Source organism: Nonomuraea monospora, assembly GCF_039531895.1.
In the GTDB taxonomy this organism is placed as follows: domain Bacteria; phylum Actinomycetota; class Actinomycetes; order Streptosporangiales; family Streptosporangiaceae; genus Nonomuraea; species Nonomuraea monospora.
On the sequence record NZ_BAAAQX010000001.1, the window covers coordinates 451,774 to 473,752 of the forward strand.

Below are 21,979 nucleotides of genomic sequence, written 5' to 3' on the forward strand. Positions count from 1 at the left end.
CATGCCGCGAGTGCGGGAGCTCGAGGTCTTCCGGCTGGTCCTGCCGTACGGCAGGAGGGCGGAGACCTTGCTCGTGAAGCTCACCGATCACGGGGGCATGACCGGGTGGGGCGAGGCGACCGCTCCGGAGGCCAAGACCTGGTCGAGGCTGGAGGAGTCGCTAGCGGCGCAGCTCGTCGGCGTCGACTGGGAGCACCCCGACACGGTGGCCCGCGGCGACTCCGCGGTCGACATGGCCTGCTGGGACCTGTGGACCAGGATGCGCGGGGTGCCGCTCGCCGAGGCGATCGGCGGCACCCGCACCTCGCTCATGGCCACCGTGCGGCTGGCGCCCGACCCGTCCGTGGAGAGTCTCGTGGCCCGGGTCAATCAGCAGGTCTGCGCCGGGTACGGGCACGTCACACTGGACGTGCGGCCCGGCTGGGACGTCGAGCCCGTACGCGCGGTGCGCCAGGCGTACCCCGCGCTGACCCTCGCCGTCGACTGCGGCACCGCCTACACCGACCTCGGCCAGCTCGTCGCCCTCGACTCCTACGGCCTGGAGGTCATCGAGCGGCCCTTCGCCACCTCCGACGTCTACGCCCACGCCTCGCTCCAGGACCAGGTGACCGCCTCGGTCGCGGTCGAGGCCGGCTCGTCCGCCGAGCTCGACGACTACCTGACGGTACGGGCGGCGCGGGTGCTGCTGCTGCGGCCGGCCGCGTTCGCGTCGCTGTCGGAGGTCAGGCGCGCGCACGACAGGGCCGCCGCGGCGGGCTGGGACATCCAGTGCACGGGCGGCCAGGGGGCGGGCCTGGCCAGGGCGGCCACGGTGGCGGTGGCCAGCCTGCCGGGCTGCACGCTGCCGTGCGACGTCACGCAGCCGCCCCGCCAGAACCAGATCGTCACCCCGATCGTGGACGCGAACGCCGGGGTCATCGCCGTTCCGCTGACCCAGTCGGGGCTCGGGCACGATATCGACGAGACGCGGGTGCGGCGCCTGTCCAAGGAGTCGTTCCGGGTCTGAGGGTCAGAGCGTGAGCTGGTGGTGCCAGTTGATGCCGCCGAGGATGTCGGACAGGCGGTAGAAGTGCTGGCCCGCCCCCATGAGCGCGTGACGGACGCTCTGCGTGCCGCGGATCAGCCCGGGAGGCGTGGGGCGCTCGGTGACGACGACCGGGGCGAGTGCGGCGGCCAGGGCGGCGGTGGCCAGCAGTAGGTGGGCGCGGTGGCGCATGTCGGGACCTTCCTGAGTGACGGGACTCCGCCCAGGAGACCACGAGCCGTCAGGGGCCCGCCGGGTACGCCACAGGAGCGAGGCGCGTTCTTTACGCTCCGGTGGGCCGAGGGCCGCGTGCGTGCCGGGGGCGGCGGCTCAGCCTGACTCCGCGTCCATGCGTGCCTCCAGCAGGCGGACGATCTCGGCGTGGCCGGTGCCCAGCGCGGTCTCCGAGCGCAGCCGTCCCGCGCCGTCACGCACCTCCGCCACGACCCGCACGCCGCCGCCCTCCGCCTCCTCCCGCCGCACGCTGATCCGCGCGTCCCGCGGCGCGTGCCGCCCGGCCCGCGCACGTACCTCGGCCTCGATGTCGAGCCCGGCGTGGCGCCGCGCGTGATCGAACGCCCGCGCGTCAGGGACGGCCCCGTGGCCGAGCAGCACTCTCACCACGGCCGTGGCGCCGCGCTCGGCGGCGCGGGAGAGCGCGGTGTTGCCGGCGCCGTCGGGCAGAGAGGGGTCGGCGCCCCGGCCGAGCAGGGCGCGCGCGACGGCCAGGTGGTCGCCCGCCGCCGCCCAGTGCAGGGCCGTCATGGCGCTCCCTGCGGCGTCCTCCCGCACGTCGGGGTCGGCGCCCCCGTCGAGCAGCGCGTTCACGGCGTCGAGGTGCCCCCAGCACGCGGCGGCGCACAGCGGCAGCCCCTCGCCGTCGCCGCCGCTCTCCAGATCGGGGTCGGCGCCGATGGCCAGCAACGCCCGGACGATGTCGGCGTCCCCGTGCACGGCGGCCTGGTAGAGCGCCTGCGGCAGGCCCGCCGGAGCGCCTGCCGCTAGCAGTCGCGCGACCTCCTCGCGCCGCCCGAGCATCGCGGCCGTCAGTAGCTCCTCATAGCTCATGCGCCCAGTCTGTACGCCCCCCGCGCCCGTCTCCACCGGTTAACCGGCTCATATCGAGGTTCCACGAAATGTCGGGCTATACTCGGCGCCGATGGCTCAGGACGACACTTCCGCGCACCTCGTCGAGGTGTTCAAGGCGCTGGCCAACCCCGTGCGACTCCAGGTCCTCCAGTGGCTGCGCGACCCGGAGGCGCACTTCCCGGTGGAGACAGGCATCGCCGACCCGCACGAGGTCGGCGTCTGCGTGAGCCACATCCAGGCCAAGCTCGGCCTCGCCCAGTCCACCGTCTCGGCCTACATGGCCGCGCTGGAGCGCGCCGGGCTGGTGCGCTCCACGCGCGTGGGCAAGTGGACGCACTACAAGCGGGACGAGGAGCGCATCTCCCGCCTCGTGGACGTGCTCGGCCGCTCGCTCTGACGACCGGGGTCACCGGCACCTGCCTTCAGCGTGTAGTGTCATATCGAAAATATGCGATATGTCGATGGAGGAGACATGGGCGCGATCGAAGGCCTGGAGCTGGGCCGCTTCGGGGTCTGGACGTTCGACTTCGACAATCTGCCGGCGAGCGCGATGCGCGAGTCCGTCCAGGAGCTGGAGGAGCTGGGCTGGCAGGCGATCTGGGTCCCCGAGCTGCAGGGGCGCGAGGCCATGACGCACGCCGGTTTCCTGCTGTCCAGCACCGAGCGGATCAAGGTCGTCAACGGCATCGCGCAGATCTGGTCCCGCGAGCCCCGGTGGACGCAGAGCGCCGCGACCCTGCTGGCCGACGCCTACCCCGGCCGCCACCTCCTCGGCCTGGGCTTCGGCGGCGAGCAGCGGCCGGGCGTCAAGCCGCTGCGGGCGATGGGCGACTACCTGGACGCCATGGACGCGGCGGCCGGCGCCGTTCCCGTGCCACGGGGCCGGATGCGGCGGGTGCTGGCGGCGTACGGGCCGAAGATACTGGAGCTGGCGCGCGACCGGGCCGACGGCGCGCACACCTACCACGTGACGGTGCGGCACACGGAGCAGGCGCGGCAGACCCTCGGGGAGGGGCCGTTCCTCGGCGTCGAGCAGGCGGTGCTCTTCGAGAGCGACCCCGGCAGGGCGCGGGAGGTGGCGCGCGAGCACCTGCACCCGTACTTCACGACGCCGTACAACATCGCCAAGTTCCTCCGCCTCGGCTACACCGAGGCGGACATCGACGGCGGGCGCGGCAGCGACCGGCTGGTGGACGACCTGGTGGTGTGGGGCGACCTCGACACGATCGCCCGCAAGCTGCACGACCACCTCGACGCGGGCGCCGACCACGTCGGCGTCCAGGTGCTGGAGCCCGGCGCGTCCGCGATGCCGCACTGGCGGCGGCTGGCCGGGGCGCTGTTGTGATCTACAACGTAAAGGGCGGGGTCAGCCCTTGGCGGACGAGCTGCCACACCCTTCGGTGAGCCCCTTCGTGGGGTCGTCGCCGGTCTCCTTCGCGGGCTTCTTGCTCTTCTTCGGCGAAGGGGAGACCGAGGACGAAGGGGCGGAGGAGGGGGAGGCCGAGGCGGCGACGGCAGCGCCCGTGCGGGACGAGTCGCGCACCGCCTTGGCCGCGATCTCGCGGATCCTCTCCCAGTCGGGGTAGCCGGTGCTGATCAGCGGCGGCACGAACTGCACGCTCGTGACCTCGGCGTTCTTCACCTTCAGCGCCAGCGGCACCAGGTGCTGGAGCCACGTCTGGGGGATGTCGGTCCTGATCAGCTCCTTGGTGGCCAGCGCGATCCGGTTGAACCTGGTGAGCACCGTCGCCGGGTCGGCCTGGTTCAGGATGGCGCCGAGCACGCACCGCTGGCGGCGCATGCGGGTGTAGTCGTCGCTGTAGGTGCGCGAGCGGGCGTACCACATGGCGTCGGCGCCCTTGAGCCTGCGCGTGCCGGCCTTGACCAGGCCCTCGTTGTACTTGCCGAAGACGACGTCCTGCTCGACGGTGATGGTGACGCCGCCGATGGCGTCGATGAGGCGGGCGAAGCCCCACATGTTGACCAGGGCGTACCAGTCGACGTCGAGGCCGAGGGTGTAGCCGATCGTGTCCATGAGGACCTTGGGGCCCTGGTGCTGCTTGCCGCCGAAGATCTCGGGGTGGGCGTCGGCGTACTCCCAGACGCTGTTGAGCAGGTCGCTGGAGCCGCCGTTGGCGTCCTTGGGCAGGTCGAAGCCGTTGGGGAAGCGGCGGGCCATCGCGGTGCCTGGGCGGAAGCGCACGTCTTCCAGGTTGCGGGGGAGGCTGAACAGGACGGTGTTGCCGGTTTTCACGTCGATGCTGGCCAGGTTCATGCTGTCGGTGCGGACGCCGATCCTGTTGTCGTCGGCGTCGCCGCCGAGCAGCAGGATGTTGACGCGGTCGCGGCCTGACCAGGGGTCTTCCGGCTTGGGGTCGGGGGCGGGGCTCTCGCCCTCGTTCTCGGGGGTCTGGAAGATGGCGCCGATCGCCTCGCGCGAGGTCTGGGCGAACTGGGCGGCGTAGCCGAACGGTACGATCACGACGACGGCGAGCAGCCCGGCGACGGTGCCGGTGAGTATCTGCCCCGACTGGGCGAGCCTGCCGGGCCGCAGCACCACGAACGAGTGCACGATGAGGGCGAACCAGGCCAGCCCGAGCACGATCGCGCCGACCATGATGGCGATGAGCGAGGAGTTCTGGGTGGCGGAGCCCGCCAGGGTGCCGATGTCGACGGTGAGGGCCACCGCGAGCACGGCCAGGAGGAGTGCTGCGTAGACGGAGATGAGGGTGAGGCCGGTCCTGCGCCAACCGGCACGCAGATGGGCGGCCCCGGGTGCGAGTGCCGCGAGCACCAGCCACCCGAGGACCGCTCCGGCGCTCAGTGGTTCCTTAGCCTGCCGCACGCCTTCCCCGTTTCCCCGCGAACTCCACCATAGGCGCAAACTCGGAAACCTGCGGTGAACCGCCTGGGTGCGGTCGCCTCAGGCTCCCATAGAGGCGGCAGCCTATGCATCAGATACGAAATATGTCTTTATCGGAGGGTGAACATCAGTAACCGAATAAGATTCGGGGCATGGCCTTCACGGAGATCGAGTACGGGGTGACCGATCGCATCGCCACCGTCACATTGAAGCGTCCCGAGCGGCTCAACGCGTTCACCTTTACGATGCGCGGGGAGTTGATCGAGGCTTTCGATCTCGCCGACGCCGACGACGAGGTGCGCGCGGTGGTCGTCACAGGGGCGGGCCGGGCGTTCTGCGCCGGCGCCGACCTCGGCGGCGGAGGCGGCACATTCGGGCACCGGGGCGAGGGCGAGACGGTCGATGGCGCCCCGCGCGACGGCGGCGGAACGGTCGCGCTGCGCATCGCCCGATCGCTCAAGCCGGTCATCGGCGCGATCAACGGACCGGCCGTGGGGGTCGGGGTCACGATGACGCTGCCCATGGACGTGCGGCTGGCGTCGGAGACGGCCCGCTTCGGGTTCGTGTTCGCCCGGCGGGGCATCGTGACCGAGGCGGCGTCGAGCTGGTTCCTGCCCAGGATCGTGGGCATCGCCCAGGCCATGGAGTGGGCGGCCACCGGCCGGGTCTTCCCCGCCTCGGAGGCGCTCGAAGGGCGGCTGGTCTCGCGCGTCCATCCGCCTGACGAGCTGCTGCCGGCGGCGTACGCGCTGGCCCGCGAGATCGCCGACAACACCTCGGGCGTCTCCGTGGCCGCCATCCGCAGGCTGATGTGGTCGGGCCTGTCGGCGTCCTCGCCCTGGGAGGCGCACGCCGCCGACTCGCGGCTCATGGCCGAGCTGGGCGGCGCGGCCGACTCGGTGGAGGGCGTGACGGCGTTCCTGGACAAGCGGCAGGCCGAGTTCCCGATGAAAGTCAGCCAGGATCTGCCGCCCGGTGTGCCGTCGTGGCCCGACGATCCCTATCGTGTCTAGCATGTACGAGATCACCGTGCTGCCCATGCCCGACGACTTCGAGGGCCAGGTCGTGGCGACGCTGGTGAGCAGGAGGGCCGAGGCCGCGTCGCGCCGCGCCGCGCTCTACCTGCACGGGTTCACCGACTACTTCTTCCAGGACCACCTGGCCGACCACTACGTGCAGCGCGGCATCGACTTCTACGCGCTCGACCTGCGCAAGTACGGCCGCTCGCTGCTGCCGCACCAGACCAGGGGCCTGGTCAGGAGCGTCACCGACTACTTCCCCGAGATCGACGAGGCGGTGCGGCTCATCCGCCGCGACCACGACGAGGTGACGATCAACGCCCACTCCACGGGCGGCCTGATCGCGCCGCTGTGGGCCGACCGGGTCCGTGGCCGGGGGCTGGTGCAGGGGCTCGTGCTCAACAGCCCGTTCTTCGACCTCAACGTGCCCGCCCCGCTGCGGCTGGCGGCCGACCTGCTGAGGACGCCGCTGTCGTACACGCGGCGGGCGCTGCCGCTCGGCTCCAGCACCGTCTACGGGCAGACGCTGCACCGCAGCGAGCAGGGCGAATGGGACTACGACCTGGAGCTCAAGCCGCTCGGCGGCTTCTCGGTGCACGCCATGTGGCTGGCCGCGATCCGGCGGGCGCAGCGGCGGCTGCACCAGGGCCTGGCGGTGGACGTGCCGGTGCTGGTGCTGGCCTCCTCCACCGGGCTGCGGGTACGCGACTTCGTGCCGGAGGCGCGTTCGGCCGACATCGTGCTCGACCCCGCGCACATCGCCCGCTGGTCCACCTCGCTCGGGCCGCACGTGACGTGCGTGCGGATCCCCGACGGCCTGCACGACCTGGTGCTGTCGGCCGAGCCCGCGCGCAAGCAGGTCTTCGCCGAGCTGGACCGCTGGATGAACGCCTTCGTCTACCAGGGGAACGAGAACAAGCCGTAGTAGGCCGCCGCCACCAGCAGCAGGCCGGTGCCGCCCAGGACGCCGCCGACCGTCACGTGCTGCCACCGGCTCGGCTGCAGGCCCTCGCGCAGCGCCGACACGTACGCCGCCACCGCCGTGACCTCCTGGATCAGCATCAGCACGGCCAGCAGCCGGACGACCAGCCAGCCCGCCAGCACGGCGGGCCAGGCGCCCGCCTGGTTGACCGAGAACATCACCAGCAGCGTGATGAACGCCACCACCGAGGCGAGCAGCCCGAGCGCCGTCCATGCCATCCGGCTCAGCCGGCGCCTGATCGGCGGCCACAGCCTGGCGTTCGTCTCGGCGGGGGTGTGGTTGCGGTGCCGCAGGCGGACGAGGACGGCGGCGACGGGGCCGGCCACGTAGCCGACGGCGGCCAGGCAGATCGTCAGGCCGAGCATCGTGCCGCCCGCGTACCAGGGGGCGGCGGGCACGTCGCTGGCCTCGAACCGCTGGACGGGGGTGGCGCCCGCCATGTGCACGGCGGGGCGGGCCGTGCCGGGCAGGCCCTTGATCCAGTTGGCGAGGGTCTCCAGGTATCCCTTGGTGAAGGGGCCGCCCTTGACGCGCATGGCGTGGTCGCCGTTGGCCATGAAGCGGATCGTGTAGTCGTCGTTGCCCGCCTTGTGCATGGCGGTGATGAGGGCCTTGGTGGACTCCACGAAGGGGATCGACGGGTCGGTGGTGCCGTAGAACGCCAGAACCGGCTGCCTGACCTGGCTTAACGCGGGCATCGCGTCGTAGCGCAGGAAGTCGAAGCCGACCCCGCCCATCGCCCTGGTCAGCAGGTCGCGGGCGCCGATGGGGGCGCGCAGCCGCAGGAGCTGCTCGTTCAGCGCCCAGGCGACCTGGCGCAGCGGGGAGACGTTCGGCGAGGACACCAGCACCATGAACCCGACCGCCGAGCTCTTGGCCGCCGCGATCGGCGCCACCCAGCCGCCCTCCGAGACGGCCCAGATGCCGACGCGCGCCGGGTCCACCTCCGGGCGCGTGCGCAGGTACTCCACCATGCGCAGCGCGTCGTCGGCGAGCAGCCCGAAGTCGCGGTCGCGGAAGTTGTAGCCGATCGTGCGCTTGTCGAACGCGATCGTCGCCACGCCCGCCTTCGCCAGGAACTCCGCCTGCGGCGTGAACTCGGTGCGCGAGCCGTTGCCCGAGCCCGACACGAACACCATCGCCGGATGCCGCCCAGGGGTGACCGGCAGCCGGAGCGTGCCCTCCAGCCGCTGAGCCTCCGCCGGGATCGAGATCTCCTCGCTGCGGACGGGACCGGCCGCCACCACAGGCTTCAGCTCGCCGCCCGGCTGCGCCGGGATCGACTGGAAGGCTGGATCGGCTTTGAGCGGCGGTGGGTCGAACGCGGGTGGCAGTACGTATCCGACCGAAGCGAGAGCCACCAGCACCAGACCGGCGGCGACGCTCAACGTGCCACGGCCAGTGCGCATTGGCCTCCCCATGTGCGTTGGTTTGCCCGCTGATCTTCCAGCCTACTCCCGGCGTGTGGGACTGGAGGTACCTCATTTGTCGGTGAGACATGTTAGCTTCCTGCGACATGCGGATCCTGCACACCTCCGACTGGCACCTCGGCCGCTCCTTCCATCGGGAGAGCCTGCTCGCGGCGCAGGCGGCGTTCGTCGATCACCTGGTGGAGACGGTGCGGGCCGAGCAGGTCGACGTGGTGGCGGTCGCCGGCGACGTCTACGACCGCGCCCTGCCGCCGGTCGATGCCGTCGCCCTGCTCGACGACGCGCTCGGGCGGCTGCGCGGCGCCGGTGCGCGGGTGGTGCTGATCAGCGGCAACCACGACTCGGCGCTGCGGCTGCGGTTCGGCTCGGAGCTGTTCGAGGCGGCCGGGGTGCACGTGCGCACCTGGCCCGACCGGTCGTGGGAGCCGGTGCTGATCGACGGCGTCGCCTTCTACGGCATCCCCTACCTGGAGCCCGAGCTGGTGCGGGCCGCGTGGGAGCTGCCCGACCGCAGCCACACGGCCGCCGTCTCGCACGCGATGACGCGCATCAGGGCCGACGCCGTACGGCACCGGGCGTCGGTGGTGCTGTCCCACTGCTTCGTGACGGGCGGGCAGGCCAGCGACAGCGAACGCGACATCAGCGTCGGCGGGGTGGCGCACGTGCCGCTGCAGGCCTTCGACGGGGTCGACTACGTGGCGCTCGGCCACCTGCACGGGCGGCAGCGCATGTCGGACACCGTGCGCTACTCGGGCTCGCCGCTGGCCTACTCCTTCTCCGAGGTGGGCCACCTCAAGGGGTCGTGGCTGGTCACGCTGGGGGAGGGGGCGGAGTTCGTCCCCGCTCCCGTGCCCCGCCCGGTCGGCCGGCTGCGCGGCGAGCTGGAAGACCTGCTGACCCTGCCCGCCTACACGGCCTACGAGGACCACTGGCTGCAGGTCGTCCTCACCGACGCCGTCCGCCCGAAATCCGCCATGGACCGGCTGCGCGCCCGCTTCCCCCACACCCTCGCCCTCTCCTTCGACCCGGCCGGCGGCGCCCCCGCCGCCCAGCCCGTCCGCCTGAACGGGCGGCCCGAGGCGGAGGTCGCGCTCGACTTCGTTCGGGAGGTACGCGGCGAGCCTGCCGCACCCGAGGAGGAAGACCTGCTAAGACAGGCCATCGAGGCGTCCAGGGTGAAGGAGACGATGGCGTAGATGCGGCCGCACAGGCTCACGCTCACGGCGTTCGGGTCCTTCCCCGGCACCGAGACGGTCGACTTCGACGCCCTCTCGGCGGCCGGGCTCTTCCTCGTCCACGGGCCGACCGGCGCGGGCAAGACCACCATCCTCGACGCCCTGTGCTTCGCCCTCTACGGGCAGGTGCCGGGGCAGCGCAACAGCGCCCGCAGCCTGCGCTGCGACCACGCCCCGCCCACCGTGGGGCCCTCGGTCACGCTGGAGGTGACCCTCCGGGGGCGTTTACTGCGCATCCAGCGCTCCCCGGCGTGGCTGCGCCCCAAGCTGCGCGGGTCGGGGGTCACCGAGGAGAAGTCCAAGGTCGTGCTGTCGGAGTGGCAGGGGGGCGACTGGCAGGGGCTGACCACGCGGCTCGACGAGGCCGGTGATCTGGTGGGCGGGCTGCTCGGGATGAACGCCGACCAGTTCTGCCAGGTGGCCATGCTGCCTCAGGGGGATTTCGCGCGGTTTCTGCGGGCTGATGGGGATGAGCGGTCGAAACTGCTGGAGCGGTTGTTCAGCGTGAAGGTGTTCACGGCTGCTGAGTCTTGGCTGGCGGAGCATCGGAAGCTGGCTTGGCGGGAGGCGCAGGAGCTTCGGCAGGAGGTGGACTTCGCGGTCAAGCGCGTTGAGGAGGTGGCCGGCGACGACCTCCCCACCCTCCTGACCACCACCCCACCCACCACCCCACCCACCACCCCACCCACCACCCCACCCACCACCCCACCCACCACCCCACCCACCACCTCGCCCGCCGCGTCGGCCGCCGCGTCCCCTGCCGCCTCGGCCGCAGCCTCGCCTGCTGTCGTGGCCGCTGCCGGGGAGCCGGCGGCCCTCTTCGACGTGTCTGCTGCGGTGCAGGCGAGCCCGTCCGGTGCCTCTCAAGACGGCGGCGGGGCGGACGACGAGGTGCCGACGCCGGACACCGACCCCCTGCGCTGGGCGGGAGCCCTGCTGGACGCCGCACGTGCCGTCGTGCAGCGAGCCGACGAGGAGCACGCGGCGGCAGGCGAGGAGCTGCGGGCGGCGCGGACGCGCTTCGAGCGGGCCGCCGCGCTGGCCGACCGCCAGCGCCGCCACGCCGAGGCGCTCACCCTGCGCCGCACCCTCGACGAGCGCGCGGACGAACGGGCCGACCTGCAAGCGATCCTCGACGACGCCGCCAGAGCGGACCGCGTGGTCCCGCTCGTCACGGCCGCCCGCCAGCGCGCAGAGGCGGCCACCAAGGCCCGCACCCTGGCCGCCGACGCCCTCGCCCGCGCCCGCCTCCTCCTCCTCCCCACCACCCGCCCGACCTCGAACCAGAACCCCGGCGACCCGTCCGGGACCGACCTGTCCAGGACCGACCCGTCCGGGACCGACCCGTCCGGGACCGACCCGTCCGGGACCGACCCGTCCGGGACCGACCCGTCCGGGACCGACCCGTCCGGGACCGACCCGTCCGGGATGAGGCCGTCCGGGACCGGGACGTCCGCGATGAGGCCGTCCGGGACTGGGCCGTCCGTGATTGGGCCGGGCGCGGGGGAGCCGTCCGTGGCCGAGCTGGCCGCCCTGGAGCGGCGCAGGCAGGACGAGATCGCCCGCCTGTCCGAACTCCTCACCGAGGAGGCCAGGCTGTCGGTGGTACGGCGGGACCTGCTGCGGGTGGAGCAGGAACTGGCTGACCTGGTACGCGCCGACGAAACGATGGCCGCCCGCCTGGCCGTGCTCCCCGGCCTCATCGAGCAGGCGGAGGCCAGGCTCGCCGAAACACGGGTGGACGCCGCCAGGATCCCGGCCGCACGGGCCGTCCGCGACGCCGCCGCCCACCTGATCGAGATCGACGTCGAGCTGACCAGGCTGGCCGTGGAGCTGGACGCGCTGGCGCAGCGCGAGGCCGAGGTGGCCGCCGCCGACGCCGAGCTGCCCGCACGGCTCGCGGACGCCGGCGCCGCCCTGGCCGAGGTACGCGCCCAGGCGGCGGCCATCCCCGCCGCGACCGCGAGCCTCGACGCCGCCAGAGCCGCCCTGGACGCCGCCCACCGGCGGGAAGCGCTGGCCGCCGAGTTGGAGGCGGCCGTCGCCGCGCACCAGGTGCTCGTGGATCAGGCGCAGGCGTTGCGCGAACGCTGGCTCGACCTGCGGCAGGCTCGCATCGACGGCATGGCGGCCGAGCTGGCGCGCGACCTGTCCGACGGGCGGCCGTGCGCGGTCTGCGGCTCCGAGCACCACCCGCATCCGGCCGCGCCCGCCGAGAGCGCGCCGTCCGCCGATGACGAGAGCGAGGCCGAGGGCGCGCATGAGGCGGCGCTGGCCGAGCGTGAGGCCGCCGAGCGGACGCTGGCGTCGCTGGAGTCGCGGCACGCCGACGCGGTGGAGGCCACCGGTGGGCTTGACGTGGTGGCGGCGGAGGAGCGGGTGGAGGCGGCCTCGCAGGAGGTGTTCCGGCTGCAGGGGGTGGCGGATCGGGAGCCTGGGCTGGTGGCCGCGGTTGAGCGGGTCGAGGGCGAGCGTGAACGCGTTCGCGACCAGGCCAGGGAGATCGCCGAGACCCTCGCCGCCGCCCGTGCGCACCAGCGGCACCTGGAGTCTGAACGTACGCGCGTCCGGCGGCAGCTCACGGAGTCGGGCACGCTGGGAGCGGCGACGGGCGTCGAGCGGGACGGCGCGCTGGGAGCGGCGGCCGGTGCCGGGCAGGCGGGCACGCCCGAAGCTGTGGCGGGCGTCGAGCAGGCAGGCACGCCCGAAGCGGTGGCGGGCGTCGGTGGCGGGCTGATGGCAGCGGCGACCGGCGGGGCGGCGGAACGGCTGGACGCCGTGGAACCCGCCCCCGAAGCTGCGGCGAACAGGTCAGGCGCCCCGGCTGGCGTGGCGAGCGGGCCAGGGGCCCAGGCGGGTGCGGCGAGCGGGCCAGGGGCCCAGGCCGGTGCGGAGGGCCGGGCGGGGCTCGGCGAGGGGGAGGGGGCTGCTGGTCGCTGGTCCGGTGAGGTGGACGGGGAGCGGGTGCTGGCCGCTGCCGAGCGTGAGCTGCGGCGCCTGGAGTCGTCCGCGGGCAGGGAACGGACGCTGGCCGGCGAGGCGTCGGCCCTGCAGCGGGAACGCCAGGAGCTGGAGGAACGAAGCCGGAGGGTGACGGCGAGGCTGGCCGCGGGACGTACCAGGCATGAGGAGCTGAGCGGCGACGCGGGCAGGCTGACGGCGCGGCTGGATGCGGCGCGGGGCGGCGACGCCACCCTGACCGCCCGCCTGTCGAGGCTGAACGACGAGGCGGAGCTGCTGCGGGAGGCGCTGGAGGCGACGCAGGCGGCGGTTGCGGCAAGGGAGGAGCTGGAGCGGGCGAAGCGGGCGGCCGAGGAGGCGGCGGACGAGGCCGGGTTCGGCGACGTGCGGGAGGCGGAGGCGGCGTTCAGGAGCGTGGCCGAGCGGGAGAGCAAGGCCGAGCTGCTGCGCAGGCTGGACGACGAGCACGCCGCCGTGATGAGCGTGCTGGCCGACCCCGAGCTGATCGCGGCGGCGGCCGAGCCGGCGCCGGACCTGGCGGGGATCGGGGCCGAGCGTGACGGGCTGGAGCAGGCGTACACGAGGCTGGCCAGCGCGCGTGACCGGGCGCGGGCGCGGGCGCGGCGGCTGGAGGAGCTGCACGGCGAGCTGTCGGCCCGGATCGAGGGCTGGCTGCCCGCCGCCGAGCGGCACCGGCTGGCGGAGCGCATGGCGGCGCTGGCCAGCGGCACCTCGGGCGACAACCAGTGGAGCATGAGCCTGTCGTCGTTCGTGCTGGGGGAGCGGCTGCGGCAGGTGGTGGCGGCGGCCAACGAGCGGCTCGACCACATGTCGGGCGGCCGGTATCTGCTGCGGCACGACCTGCGCAAGACGGCGGGTTCGCGGGCCAGGGCCGGTGGCGGGCTCGGGCTGCGGGTGGCCGACGGGTGGACGGGCGTGGACCGCGATCCTGCCACGCTGTCCGGCGGGGAGAGCTTCATCACCTCGCTGGCGCTGGCGCTGGGGCTGGCCGACGTCGTCACGGCGGAGGCGGGCGGCGCGGAGCTGGGCACGCTGTTCGTGGACGAGGGGTTCGGCACACTCGACGAGGACACGCTCGACGGCGTGCTCGACATCCTCGACGGGCTGCGCGACGGCGGCCGGGCCGTGGGCATCGTGAGCCACGTGGCGGAGCTGCGGTCGCGGATCACGGCGCAGCTCAAGGTGACCAAGACCCGTACGGGCTCCACACTCAGAGCCGTGGGAGTCTGACAACAACAACCCCCGAGGAGCCATCGATGCGCGTCGTCGTCACCGGAGCCCATGGCAAGGTCGGCAGGGCGGCCGTCAGCGCCCTGGTCGCGGCGGGTCACGAGGTGACCGCCACCGATCTGACGCGCCCGGTCTGGGAGCGGCACGAGCCGGACGAGCCGCGTTACGTGCAGGCGGACCTGACGGACGCGGGCCAGGCTTTCGCCGTCGTCCGTGAGGCGGAGGCGGTGGTGCACGCGGCGGCCATCCCCGATCCGACGGCGAACGCGCCGCAGGTGGTGTTCCAGAACAACCTGATGGCGACGTTCAACATGATCGAGGCGGCGGTGCGGTTCGGCGTCGCGCGGTTCGTGAACATCTCCAGCGAGACGGTGCCCGGGTTCTTCTTCGCCGAGCGGCCGTTCCTGCCCGACTACGCGCCGGTGGACGAGGAGCACCCGATCCGGCCGCAGGACCCGTACGCGCTGGCCAAGCACTTCGGCGAGCAGCTCATGGACGCGGCGGTGCGCCGCTCGGACATCCGGTGCGTCTCGCTGCGGCCGAGCTGGGTGCAGCACGAGGGCAACTACGAGCGCAACCTCGGCCCGCAGGTGCGCGACAGCTCCGTGGTCGGCGCGGGCCTGTGGAGCTACATCGACGTGTACGACCTGGCGGACGCGATCGTGCTGGCCGCCGAGTCGGACCTGCCGGGGCACGAGGTGTTCTACATCGCCTCGCCGGACAACGCGGGCGGGCACGACTTCGCCGCCGAGCTGCGCCGGCACTTCGGCGACCGGATCGAGCTGCGGCCGCTGGCCCGTCCTGACGCGTCGGGCATCTCCTGCGCCAAGGCGCACCGCCTGCTGGGCTGGGCGCCGAAGCGGTCGTGGCGCGACTACCTGGACGAGGACGGCCGCAGCCGCGCCCCTCAGGGGTGATGGCGCGGCGCGGCCGGTCAGGGGTGGTGGCGCGGCGCAGCCAGTCAGGGTGCTGGTGCAGCGCGGCCGGTCAGGGGTGGTAGCGCAGCCAGACGAGGCCGTCCGGCAGGCTCTGAGCGGTGATGAGGGTGAGGGGCGCGGCGGCGGGGCGGTCGCCGTACCAGAAGCGGGTGGCGTGCTCGCCGGCCAGGAACGGGTGGACGAGCAGGCTGACCTCGTCCACCAGCCCGGCGGCCAGCAGCGCGCCGATGAGCCTGCCGCCGCTGTCCACCCGGACGACGCCCACCCCGTCGTCGCGGACCAGGAGGTGCAGCGCGTCGGCGAGGTCCACCTGGCCGGCGCCCGTGACCAGCTCGCGCACCGGCCGGTCGGCCGGGCGCGCGGGGGTGTCGCGGCAGTGCAGGGCCACGACGTCGCACCAGTGTCCGGACGTGCGCAGCGCCTCCCACTGGCTGACCCGGCCGCGCCCGTCCACCACGGCCAGCAGCGGGCCGTCGGGGGCCGGGCCCGGGTGGTCGGCGGCGGTCAGCGCCTGCTCCTGGGCGAGGACGGTGTCGGCCCCCGCGAGGGTGAGGTCTTCCTTCCAGGTCTGGGCGAGCTGGTAGAACCTGGTGACGTCAGGCTGGAATCCCGTGGTAGCCCCGTCAACGGACACAGCGACGTGGGCCACCACGTAGGGACGTTGCGTACCTGAAGGCATGGCCTCACGGTACGTGGCGCGGCGGCCTGTGCCGAGCGGCGCGCGTCAGCGGACGGTGGCGATCAGGCCGGGCGGCGCGCGTCAGTGGCAGGCGGCGATCAGGCCGGGGCGGGGCGGGTCAGTCGAGGGCGGCGATCAGGTCGGGCAGCTTGGCCGGGTCGTGGAAGAGCGTCGCGCCCAGGCCCGTCAGGCGGGAGGCGGGGGTGAGGCCGCCGGCGAAGGCCAGGCAGCGCATGCCCGCCCGCATCGCGGCCGTGACGCCGAACGGGCTGTCCTCCACGACCACGCAGCGTCCGGGCTCGGCCCCCATGGTGGCGGCGGCGTGCAGGAACAGGTCGGGCTCAGGCTTGCCCTTGGCGACGTCCTCGGCGCTGAACACCCGCCCGTCGAACAGGTGCGACAGCCCGGTCAGCTCCAGGCTGCGGCGGATGGTGCGGTGGCGGCCGTTGGAGGCCACGCAGAAGGGGATGGACAGCTGCTCCAGCGCCGTCTCGATGCCCTGGACCGTGCACAGCTCGGCGGTGACGGCGGCGACGTAGTCGGCGTTGACCTGCTCGCGCCAGCCGGGCGGGGTCTGGCCGATCTGCTCGGCCCAGTACTCGTTCGTGCAGCCCACGAAGCGTTCGGCGTACTCGGTCTCGTCGATGTCCCAGCCGAGCCGCCGCAGCGCGGCGGTGCCGACGCGTACGGAGATGGGCTCGCTGTCGACCAGCACCCCGTCACAGTCGAAGATCACGAGATCGACGGCCACTTTTGCGTCCTCCTGCAAGGTGATACGTGACATTGCGCAGGTGGTAGCGTCTGTGTATCGCTTCACAAGACGCTCGTCCGCATAGTGAGACAAACACCATGACGACTTCCCCCCAGGCCACGGCGCCCAGCCGCTCGCGGGTCGCGGCGGCCAGCCTCATCGGCACCGCGATCGAATTCTATGATTTCTACATTTACGGCACCGCCGCGGCCCTGGTCCTGAACACCGCGTTCTTCCCCAAGATGGACTCCGTGGCGGGCACGCTCGCGTCCTTCTCGACGTTCGCCGTGGCGTTCCTGTCGCGGCCGCTCGGCTCGGCCGTGTTCGGGCACTGGGGAGACCGGGTCGGCCGCAAGTCCATGCTGGTCGTCTCGCTGCTGGTGATGGGGCTGTCGACCGTCCTGATCGGCCTGCTGCCCGGTTACGCCTCGATCGGCGTGCTCGCGCCCGTCCTGCTGGTGCTGCTGCGCTTCACGCAGGGCATCGGCCTCGGCGGCGAGTGGGGCGGCGCGGCGCTGCTGGCCACCGAGCACGCCCCGCCCGGCAAGCGCGGCCTGTACGCGATGTTCCCGCAGCTCGGCCCGTCGGCCGGGTTCATCGTGGCCAACGGGCTGTTCCTGATCCTCGGCGCGACGCTGAGCGACGGGCAGTTCGAGAGCTGGGGCTGGCGGCTGCCGTTCGTGGCGAGCCTGCTGCTGGTGATCGTCGGCCTGTACGTGCGGCTCAAGATCTCCGAGACCCCCGTCTTCCAGCAGGCCATGGACCAGCGCCGCATCGCCAAGGTGCCGTTCGCCGGCCTCATGCGCCACCAGTGGCGGCGCGTCCTGCTCGGCGCCGGCGCCATGACCATCGCCTACACGCTCTTCTACACCGCCACCACCTACTGCCTGGCCTACGGCACCGACACCCTGCAGATCCCGCGCACCACGATGCTCGCGCTGACCATGGTCGGCGTCGTGTTCATGGCCGCCGGGACCGTCGCCTCGGCCCTGGTGTCCGACCGGCTGGGCCGCCGCCGCACCCTCATCTGGGGCACGGTCGCGGCGATCGTGTGGGGGCTGGTGATGTTCCCGCTGATGGAGACCCGCTCGATCGTGCTGGTCGGGCTGGCGCTGGCCGGGGCGCTCGCGCTCATGGGTCTCATCTTCGGGCCGATGGGGGCGTACCTGCCGGAGCTGTTCAGGACCGAGTACCGCTACAGCGGCGCGTCCGTCGCCTACAGCCTCGGCGGCGTGCTCGGCGGCGCCGTGCCGCCGCTCGTGGCCACCGGCATGCAGGCCGGCGGGCTGGGTGTGATGGCGATCGGCGGGTACGTCTCCGCGATGGCGGTGCTGAGCCTGCTGTGCGTCCTCGCCCTGCCGGAGACCGGCGACCGCGAACTCTAACTTTTCGCCGGAACGTGTCACGAACGGCGGCGCTGTCCCGTCCATGGGGTGAAGAACCCGAAAGGAGACGGGGCAATGGGGAAGCAGATCCTGATCGTCGGTGGCGGATATGTCGGCATGTACGTGGCCATGGGGCTACGCAAGCTCGTCCGTTCAGGCGAGGCGGCCGTCACCGTGGTGGACCCGCGCGGCTACATGACCTACATGCCGTTCCTCGCCGAGGCGGTCGGCGGCTCGATCGAGCCGCGCCACGTGGCCGCCCCGCTCGGGCAGGTGCTCAAGGGCATGCGGGTGCTGACCGGCCGCGTCACCCGAGTCGACCACGAGGCGCGCAGCGCCGAGTTCCAGCCGGTCCAGGGCCCGGCCAGGACGATCGCGTACGACATCCTCGTCATGGCGGCCGGCTCGATCACCCGCGCGCTGCCCATCCCCGGCCTGGCCGAGCACGCCGTCGGCTTCAAGAGCATCGGCGAGGCCGTGCACCTGCGCAACCGGGTGCTCGCTCAGCTCGCCGCCGCCGCCTCGACCGACGACGAGCGGATCCGCCGCAGGGCGCTGACGTTCGTGGTCGTCGGAGGCGGGTTCTCCGGCGTGGAGGCGCTGGCCGAGATGCAGGGCCTGGCCGACGAGGCCGTCCGCTACCATGACGGCATCGAGCCCGCCGACCTGCGCTGGACCCTCGTCGAGGCCAACGACCACATCCTGCCCGAACTGCACGCCGACCTCGGCCGCTGGACCGTCGGCGCGCTGCGCGAGCGCGCCGTGGACGTGCGGCTCGGCACCCGCCTCACCTCGCTCGCCGGCGGGGTGGCCGTGCTCTCGGACGGGACCGAGATCGACGCAGGCACCCTCGTGTGGGCGGCGGGCGGCCGGCCCAGCCCCCTCGCCGCCGCCAGCGGCCTGCCGGTGGACCGCACCGGGCGGCTCCTCGCCACCGAGTACCTGACGGTCCAGGGCGTCGAGGACGCGTTCACCGCCGGTGACGGCGCCGCCGTGCCCGACCTGACCCGGCCCGGCGAGTACACCGCCCCCAACGCCCAGCACGCGGTGCGGCAGGGCAAGCTGCTCGGGCGGAACCTGGTCGCGTACGTGCGGGGGCGGCGGCTCAAGCCGTACCGGCACGCCTACCTCGGCTCGGTCGCCGGGCTCGGCCACCACCAGGGGGTGGCGCAGGTGTACCGGATCAGGCTCACCGGGGTGCTGGGGTGGCTGGCGCACCGGGCCTACCACCTGGGGTGGGTGCCGACCGCCCGGCACAAGGCCGCGGTGCTGGCCGACTGGCTGCTGGCGGGGGTGTTCCGGCGGGAGACGGTGCGGCTGGAGGCCATCGAGCACGCGGACGAGGACTTCCGCCAGGCGGTGGCCGACTCGGCCATCCGCCCGGCCGGTTCGGACGCTCGTCAGGCCCCGGCCGCGTGAGAGTCACTCATAACCAGGGAACATCAGCGACAACTCCCGCGGGTAGGCCGCGATCAGGCGCAACTCGTCGTCCGTGAGCGGCCTGCCCGTCATCGCGTTGCAGAGCTGCACCAGCCGGAACGAAGCCTCCTCATCGGCCACCTCCACCCCCAGCCCCTCCATCACGTGCCGGAACCCGGCCTTCCCGCCGTACTCGCCGGTCAGCACCACCCGCCCCGGCCGCGCGTGCCAGTCCTCAGGGAACGGGCCCAGCGTCGCCTCGTCGTACAGCTCGTAGTTGCCATGATCCTTCAGCGCACCGTCGGCGTGGATCCCCGACTCGTGCGCGAACGCGTTCCGCCCCACCCCCACCTGGTTGTACGGCAGCGGCTGCCCCAGCGCATAACTCGCCCACAACCCGAACCGGCGAGCCCACTCCAGGTTCAGCGCGTCCCCGATCTGCGCGGACTCCAGCCCGAACCCGTGCCGGAAGGCCAGGATCGTGGACAGCAGGTCGGCGTTGCCGGAACGCTCGCCGACGCCGTTCACGCAGGTGTTGATCCACGCGTCCTGCCCGGCGTCGAGGTCGCCGAGCGCGCCCGACACCGAGTTGGCCACGGCCATGCCGAGGTCGTTGTGGCAGTGGGTCTCGACCGGCATGGCGGTGGCGGCGGCCAGCTTGGCGAAGCGCTCGCGGATCCGGTCGGGGGTGTCGCCGCCGATGGTGTCGCAGTAACGTACGCGGTCGGCGCCCGCCTGCTTGGCCGCCAGCGCGAACTCCAGCAGGAACCCGTCATCCGTACGTGAGCCGTCCTCGGCGTTCACCCCGACGGTCAGCGCCCCCGCGCCCTTGGCCACCCGTACCGCCGCCGTCATCTCCCTGATGATCGCGTCCCTGTCCAGCCGGCCGCGGAACTTGTTCTGGATCATGTAGTCGGACGTCGAGATGGACAGGTTGTAGTGCTTCAGCCCGAGCGGCGCCGCCTTCTCCACGTCCTGCGCCACCCCCCGGCACCACCCGGACAGCCTCAGCTCCCCGAACGCCCCGGCCTCCGCCAGCGCCACCTGCGCCCGGACGTACGGAACCTCGTGGAAGAGGAACGGGAAGCCGATCTCGGACTGCGCCACCCCGAGCTTGGCCAGATAGAAGTTGACCATGGTCTTGCCGAACTTCGACAGGCCGGTGCGCGCGGTCTGCACGCCGTCCCGGTTGGTGACGTCGAGGAAGTGAACTTTTGGCATGTCCTCACGTTGACACGCTCGTTCAACGTGGATCAATATTGATTTTCGTCAACCATGGCTTCGGAAGGGCTGGGCGGCGGTGGAGTGGATCGACGCGGCCACGGCGGCGGAACGGCTGGGCGTCAAGCCCGCCACGCTGTACGCGTACGTGAGCCGGGGGGTGCTGCGGCGGCGGCACGGTGAGGACGGGCGGCGCAGCCTCTTCTCGGCCGAGGAGATCGAACGCCTCGCCCGCCGCGGCCGGCCCCGCAGCCAGCCGCCGGAGCTGGTCATCGAGTCGGCCGTCACGGCGCTTGGCGTGGATCGGCCCTATTACCGGGGGGTCGATGTCCTGACGCTGGCGGGGACGGCCTCGTTCGAGACGGTCGCGGAGTGGCTGTGGACCGGCGACCCGGCCGTCTGGCACGCAGGCGGGGCCCTGGGCGCGACGACGTCTGCAGGGCGCGCCGACGACCCGGATGCGCACACGCGCGCCAACTCAGACGCGGCGCGGGGCGGCGACTCAGGGACGGAGCCGAGCGTGACGCTGCGTGCCTCCTCCACCAACGAGCCGGCCGTGACGACGCCCGCAGGCCACACCAGCACGCCCAGCGCAACGAAGCGCACGGAGCGGGGCGGCGAGCCGAGCACGAAGACGCAGCGAGAAGGCGGCAGCGAGCCGAGCACGATCACGCAGCGAGAAGGAGACAGCGAGCCGAGCACGGCCACGCACCGAGAACGGGGCAGCGTGCCGAGCACGACCACGCACCGAGAACGGGGCAGCGTGCCGAGCACGACCACGCGCCGAGAACGGGGTGGCGAGCCGTGGCGCTGCGAGCCCGACGAGGGATTGCGCGCCGCCATCACCGCCCAGCGCGGCCTACCGGACGACCTCCTCCCCCTCGACCGCCTCCAGGTCATCACCACAGTCCTGGGCGCCTCCGACACCCTCCGCTTCCAACTCGACCCGGCCTCGGTCACCGCCACCGCCCGCCGCCTGATCTCCGGCCTGGTGGACGCCCTGCCCCCGCTGACCGACCCCCAGGGCGACTCGATCGCCGAACGCCTGTGGTCCCGCCTGTGCCCGCACCCGCCCACCCCGCCCCTGCTCACCGCCCTGGAAGCCGCCCTGGTACTGCTCGCCGACCATGAGCTGGCCGCCTCGACGCTGGCCGCCAGGGTGGCCGCCTCGGCCAAGGCCGACCCGTACGCGGTCGTGCTGACCGGCCTCGGCGTCCTGGGCGGCCCCCTGCACGGCGGAGCGTCGTACGGCGCGGAACGCCTGCTCGCCGAGATCGCCGAGCCGCGCCACGCCGCCCGCGCCGTCGCCGAACGGGTGCGGCGCGGCGAACGCATCCCCGGCTTCGGCCACAGCGTCTACAAGAACGGCGACGGGCGCGGCGCCGTCCTGCACGACCTGGTCAAGCGGGCCGCACCGGGGCACGGGCGCATCGCCGCCGGTGAGGCCGTGCTGGCGGAGATGCGCCGCCGCCGGCTGCCCGACCGGAACATCGACTTCGCCCTGGCCACCCTCTCCGCCGTCAGCGGCATGGTGCCGGGCGCCGGGGAGGCGATCTTCGCGGTGGCGAGGGTGGCGGGGTGGCTGGCGCACGCCATGGAGGAGTACGAACGCGGCGCCCTCCTCCGCCTCCGCGCCTCCTACACCGGCCCCCCGATCAAGTAAGACCGCACGCGCCCGCCGCGCTTCGGCACGCCTGTAGGAGTACGGCCGTGCCGAGACGCAGGCGTGCCC

18 protein-coding genes are annotated in these 21,979 nt (G+C 73.0%); 11 read left to right on the top strand and 7 right to left on the bottom strand.

Annotated features, from left to right (window positions below; genetic code table 11):
• The first annotated feature begins 1 nt into the window (after position 1).
• Positions 2-1,006, top strand: coding sequence for an enolase C-terminal domain-like protein (locus ABD331_RS02115; RefSeq protein WP_344470453.1), 1,005 nt, complete (start codon positions 2-4; stop codon positions 1,004-1,006).
• Between the two features lie 3 nt (positions 1,007-1,009).
• Here the strand turns inward: ABD331_RS02115 and ABD331_RS02120 are convergent, their stop codons facing one another.
• Positions 1,010-1,216, bottom strand: coding sequence for a hypothetical protein (locus tag ABD331_RS02120; RefSeq protein WP_344470454.1), 207 nt, complete (start codon positions 1,214-1,216; stop codon positions 1,010-1,012).
• A gap of 138 nt (positions 1,217-1,354) precedes the next feature.
• Positions 1,355-2,092 (bottom strand): ankyrin repeat domain-containing protein, encoded by a 738-nt coding sequence (locus ABD331_RS02125; RefSeq protein WP_344470455.1) that lies wholly within the window; start codon positions 2,090-2,092, stop codon positions 1,355-1,357.
• Between the two features lie 91 nt (positions 2,093-2,183).
• Between ABD331_RS02125 and ABD331_RS02130 the strand changes: the two genes are divergently transcribed.
• Together ABD331_RS02130 and ABD331_RS02135 are read left to right on the top strand one after the other, a co-directional pair.
• Complete coding sequence (locus ABD331_RS02130) at positions 2,184-2,510, top strand: ArsR/SmtB family transcription factor (RefSeq protein WP_344470456.1); 327 nt, start codon at positions 2,184-2,186, stop codon at positions 2,508-2,510.
• A 75-nt stretch (positions 2,511-2,585) separates the two neighbouring features.
• Positions 2,586-3,458, top strand: coding sequence for a TIGR03620 family F420-dependent LLM class oxidoreductase (locus tag ABD331_RS02135; protein WP_344470457.1), 873 nt, complete (start codon positions 2,586-2,588; stop codon positions 3,456-3,458).
• Between the two features lie 21 nt (positions 3,459-3,479).
• Here the strand turns inward: ABD331_RS02135 and ABD331_RS02140 are convergent, their stop codons facing one another.
• Positions 3,480-4,958, bottom strand: a complete 1,479-nt coding sequence (locus tag ABD331_RS02140) for an LCP family protein (RefSeq protein WP_344470458.1) — start codon at positions 4,956-4,958, stop codon at positions 3,480-3,482.
• 170 nt (positions 4,959-5,128) lie between these two features.
• Between ABD331_RS02140 and ABD331_RS02145 the strand changes: the two genes are divergently transcribed.
• Together ABD331_RS02145 and ABD331_RS02150 are read left to right on the top strand one after the other, a co-directional pair.
• Positions 5,129-5,989, top strand: coding sequence for a crotonase/enoyl-CoA hydratase family protein (locus tag ABD331_RS02145; protein WP_344470459.1), 861 nt, complete (start codon positions 5,129-5,131; stop codon positions 5,987-5,989).
• Between the two features lies 1 nt (position 5,990).
• Positions 5,991-6,920 (top strand): alpha/beta hydrolase, encoded by a 930-nt coding sequence (locus tag ABD331_RS02150; RefSeq protein WP_344470460.1) that lies wholly within the window; start codon positions 5,991-5,993, stop codon positions 6,918-6,920.
• On the opposite strand, the gene ABD331_RS02155 is transcribed toward ABD331_RS02150, so the two are convergent.
• Entirely contained in the window at positions 6,893-8,386 is a 1,494-nt protein-coding gene (locus ABD331_RS02155; RefSeq protein WP_344470461.1) for an alpha/beta hydrolase family protein, read from the bottom strand. The two genes, ABD331_RS02150 and ABD331_RS02155, sit on opposite strands and share 28 nt — an antisense overlap.
• A gap of 107 nt (positions 8,387-8,493) precedes the next feature.
• On the opposite strand from ABD331_RS02155, the gene ABD331_RS02160 reads away from it, so the two are divergent.
• From ABD331_RS02160 to ABD331_RS02170, 3 genes are read left to right on the top strand one after another with little or no spacing between them, the layout of a single operon-like run.
• Entirely contained in the window at positions 8,494-9,603 is a 1,110-nt protein-coding gene (locus ABD331_RS02160) for an exonuclease SbcCD subunit D (protein ID WP_344470462.1), read from the top strand.
• Positions 9,604-13,854 (top strand): AAA family ATPase, encoded by a 4,251-nt coding sequence (locus ABD331_RS02165; protein WP_344470463.1) that lies wholly within the window; start codon positions 9,604-9,606, stop codon positions 13,852-13,854.
• A 26-nt stretch (positions 13,855-13,880) separates the two neighbouring features.
• The gene (locus ABD331_RS02170; protein WP_344470464.1) at positions 13,881-14,771 is read left to right on the top strand and encodes an NAD-dependent epimerase/dehydratase family protein; all 891 of its coding nucleotides are present in this window, start codon (positions 13,881-13,883) and stop codon (positions 14,769-14,771) included.
• 70 nt (positions 14,772-14,841) lie between these two features.
• On the opposite strand, the gene ABD331_RS02175 is transcribed toward ABD331_RS02170, so the two are convergent.
• Together ABD331_RS02175 and ABD331_RS02180 are read right to left on the bottom strand one after the other, a co-directional pair.
• The gene (locus tag ABD331_RS02175) at positions 14,842-15,471 is read right to left on the bottom strand and encodes a RibD family protein (RefSeq protein WP_344470465.1); all 630 of its coding nucleotides are present in this window, start codon (positions 15,469-15,471) and stop codon (positions 14,842-14,844) included.
• A gap of 118 nt (positions 15,472-15,589) precedes the next feature.
• A complete protein-coding gene (locus tag ABD331_RS02180) occupies positions 15,590-16,255 on the bottom strand; it encodes an HAD family hydrolase (RefSeq protein ID WP_344470466.1) in 666 nt (221 codons plus the stop codon).
• A gap of 65 nt (positions 16,256-16,320) precedes the next feature.
• Between ABD331_RS02180 and ABD331_RS02185 the strand changes: the two genes are divergently transcribed.
• Positions 16,321-17,607: an MFS transporter gene (locus tag ABD331_RS02185; RefSeq protein ID WP_344470467.1), complete on the top strand. Its 1,287-nt coding sequence runs from the start codon at positions 16,321-16,323 to the stop codon at positions 17,605-17,607.
• 75 nt (positions 17,608-17,682) lie between these two features.
• On the top strand, positions 17,683-19,026 hold the full coding sequence (locus tag ABD331_RS02190) for an NAD(P)/FAD-dependent oxidoreductase (RefSeq protein ID WP_344470469.1): 1,344 nt from the start codon (positions 17,683-17,685) through the stop codon (positions 19,024-19,026).
• A gap of 3 nt (positions 19,027-19,029) precedes the next feature.
• Here the strand turns inward: ABD331_RS02190 and ABD331_RS02195 are convergent, their stop codons facing one another.
• On the bottom strand, positions 19,030-20,247 hold the full coding sequence (locus ABD331_RS02195; RefSeq protein WP_344470470.1) for a LeuA family protein: 1,218 nt from the start codon (positions 20,245-20,247) through the stop codon (positions 19,030-19,032).
• Between the two features lie 79 nt (positions 20,248-20,326).
• On the opposite strand from ABD331_RS02195, the gene ABD331_RS02200 reads away from it, so the two are divergent.
• Positions 20,327-21,910, top strand: coding sequence for a citrate synthase (locus ABD331_RS02200; protein ID WP_344470471.1), 1,584 nt, complete (start codon positions 20,327-20,329; stop codon positions 21,908-21,910).
• The last annotated feature ends 69 nt before the right edge of the window (positions 21,911-21,979 follow it).

Bases quoted from the DNA above. Each gene is read 5' to 3' on its own strand.
- ABD331_RS02115 (WP_344470453.1), top strand. From the start codon at position 2: ATGCCGCGAGTGCGGGAGCTCGAGGTCTTCCGGCTGGTCCTGCCGTAC.
- ABD331_RS02120 (WP_344470454.1), bottom strand. From the start codon at position 1,216: ATGCGCCACCGCGCCCACCTACTGCTGGCCACCGCCGCCCTGGCCGCC.
- ABD331_RS02125 (WP_344470455.1), bottom strand. From the start codon at position 2,092: ATGAGCTATGAGGAGCTACTGACGGCCGCGATGCTCGGGCGGCGCGAG.
- ABD331_RS02130 (WP_344470456.1), top strand. From the start codon at position 2,184: ATGGCTCAGGACGACACTTCCGCGCACCTCGTCGAGGTGTTCAAGGCG.
- ABD331_RS02135 (WP_344470457.1), top strand. From the start codon at position 2,586: ATGGGCGCGATCGAAGGCCTGGAGCTGGGCCGCTTCGGGGTCTGGACG.
- ABD331_RS02145 (WP_344470459.1), top strand. From the start codon at position 5,129: ATGGCCTTCACGGAGATCGAGTACGGGGTGACCGATCGCATCGCCACC.
- ABD331_RS02150 (WP_344470460.1), top strand. From the start codon at position 5,991: ATGTACGAGATCACCGTGCTGCCCATGCCCGACGACTTCGAGGGCCAG.
- ABD331_RS02155 (WP_344470461.1), bottom strand. From the start codon at position 8,386: ATGCGCACTGGCCGTGGCACGTTGAGCGTCGCCGCCGGTCTGGTGCTG.
- ABD331_RS02160 (WP_344470462.1), top strand. From the start codon at position 8,494: ATGCGGATCCTGCACACCTCCGACTGGCACCTCGGCCGCTCCTTCCAT.
- ABD331_RS02165 (WP_344470463.1), top strand. From the start codon at position 9,604: ATGCGGCCGCACAGGCTCACGCTCACGGCGTTCGGGTCCTTCCCCGGC.
- ABD331_RS02170 (WP_344470464.1), top strand. From the start codon at position 13,881: ATGCGCGTCGTCGTCACCGGAGCCCATGGCAAGGTCGGCAGGGCGGCC.
- ABD331_RS02175 (WP_344470465.1), bottom strand. From the start codon at position 15,471: ATGCCTTCAGGTACGCAACGTCCCTACGTGGTGGCCCACGTCGCTGTG.
- ABD331_RS02180 (WP_344470466.1), bottom strand. From the start codon at position 16,255: ATGTCACGTATCACCTTGCAGGAGGACGCAAAAGTGGCCGTCGATCTC.
- ABD331_RS02185 (WP_344470467.1), top strand. From the start codon at position 16,321: ATGACGACTTCCCCCCAGGCCACGGCGCCCAGCCGCTCGCGGGTCGCG.
- ABD331_RS02190 (WP_344470469.1), top strand. From the start codon at position 17,683: ATGGGGAAGCAGATCCTGATCGTCGGTGGCGGATATGTCGGCATGTAC.
- ABD331_RS02195 (WP_344470470.1), bottom strand. From the start codon at position 20,247: ATGCCAAAAGTTCACTTCCTCGACGTCACCAACCGGGACGGCGTGCAG.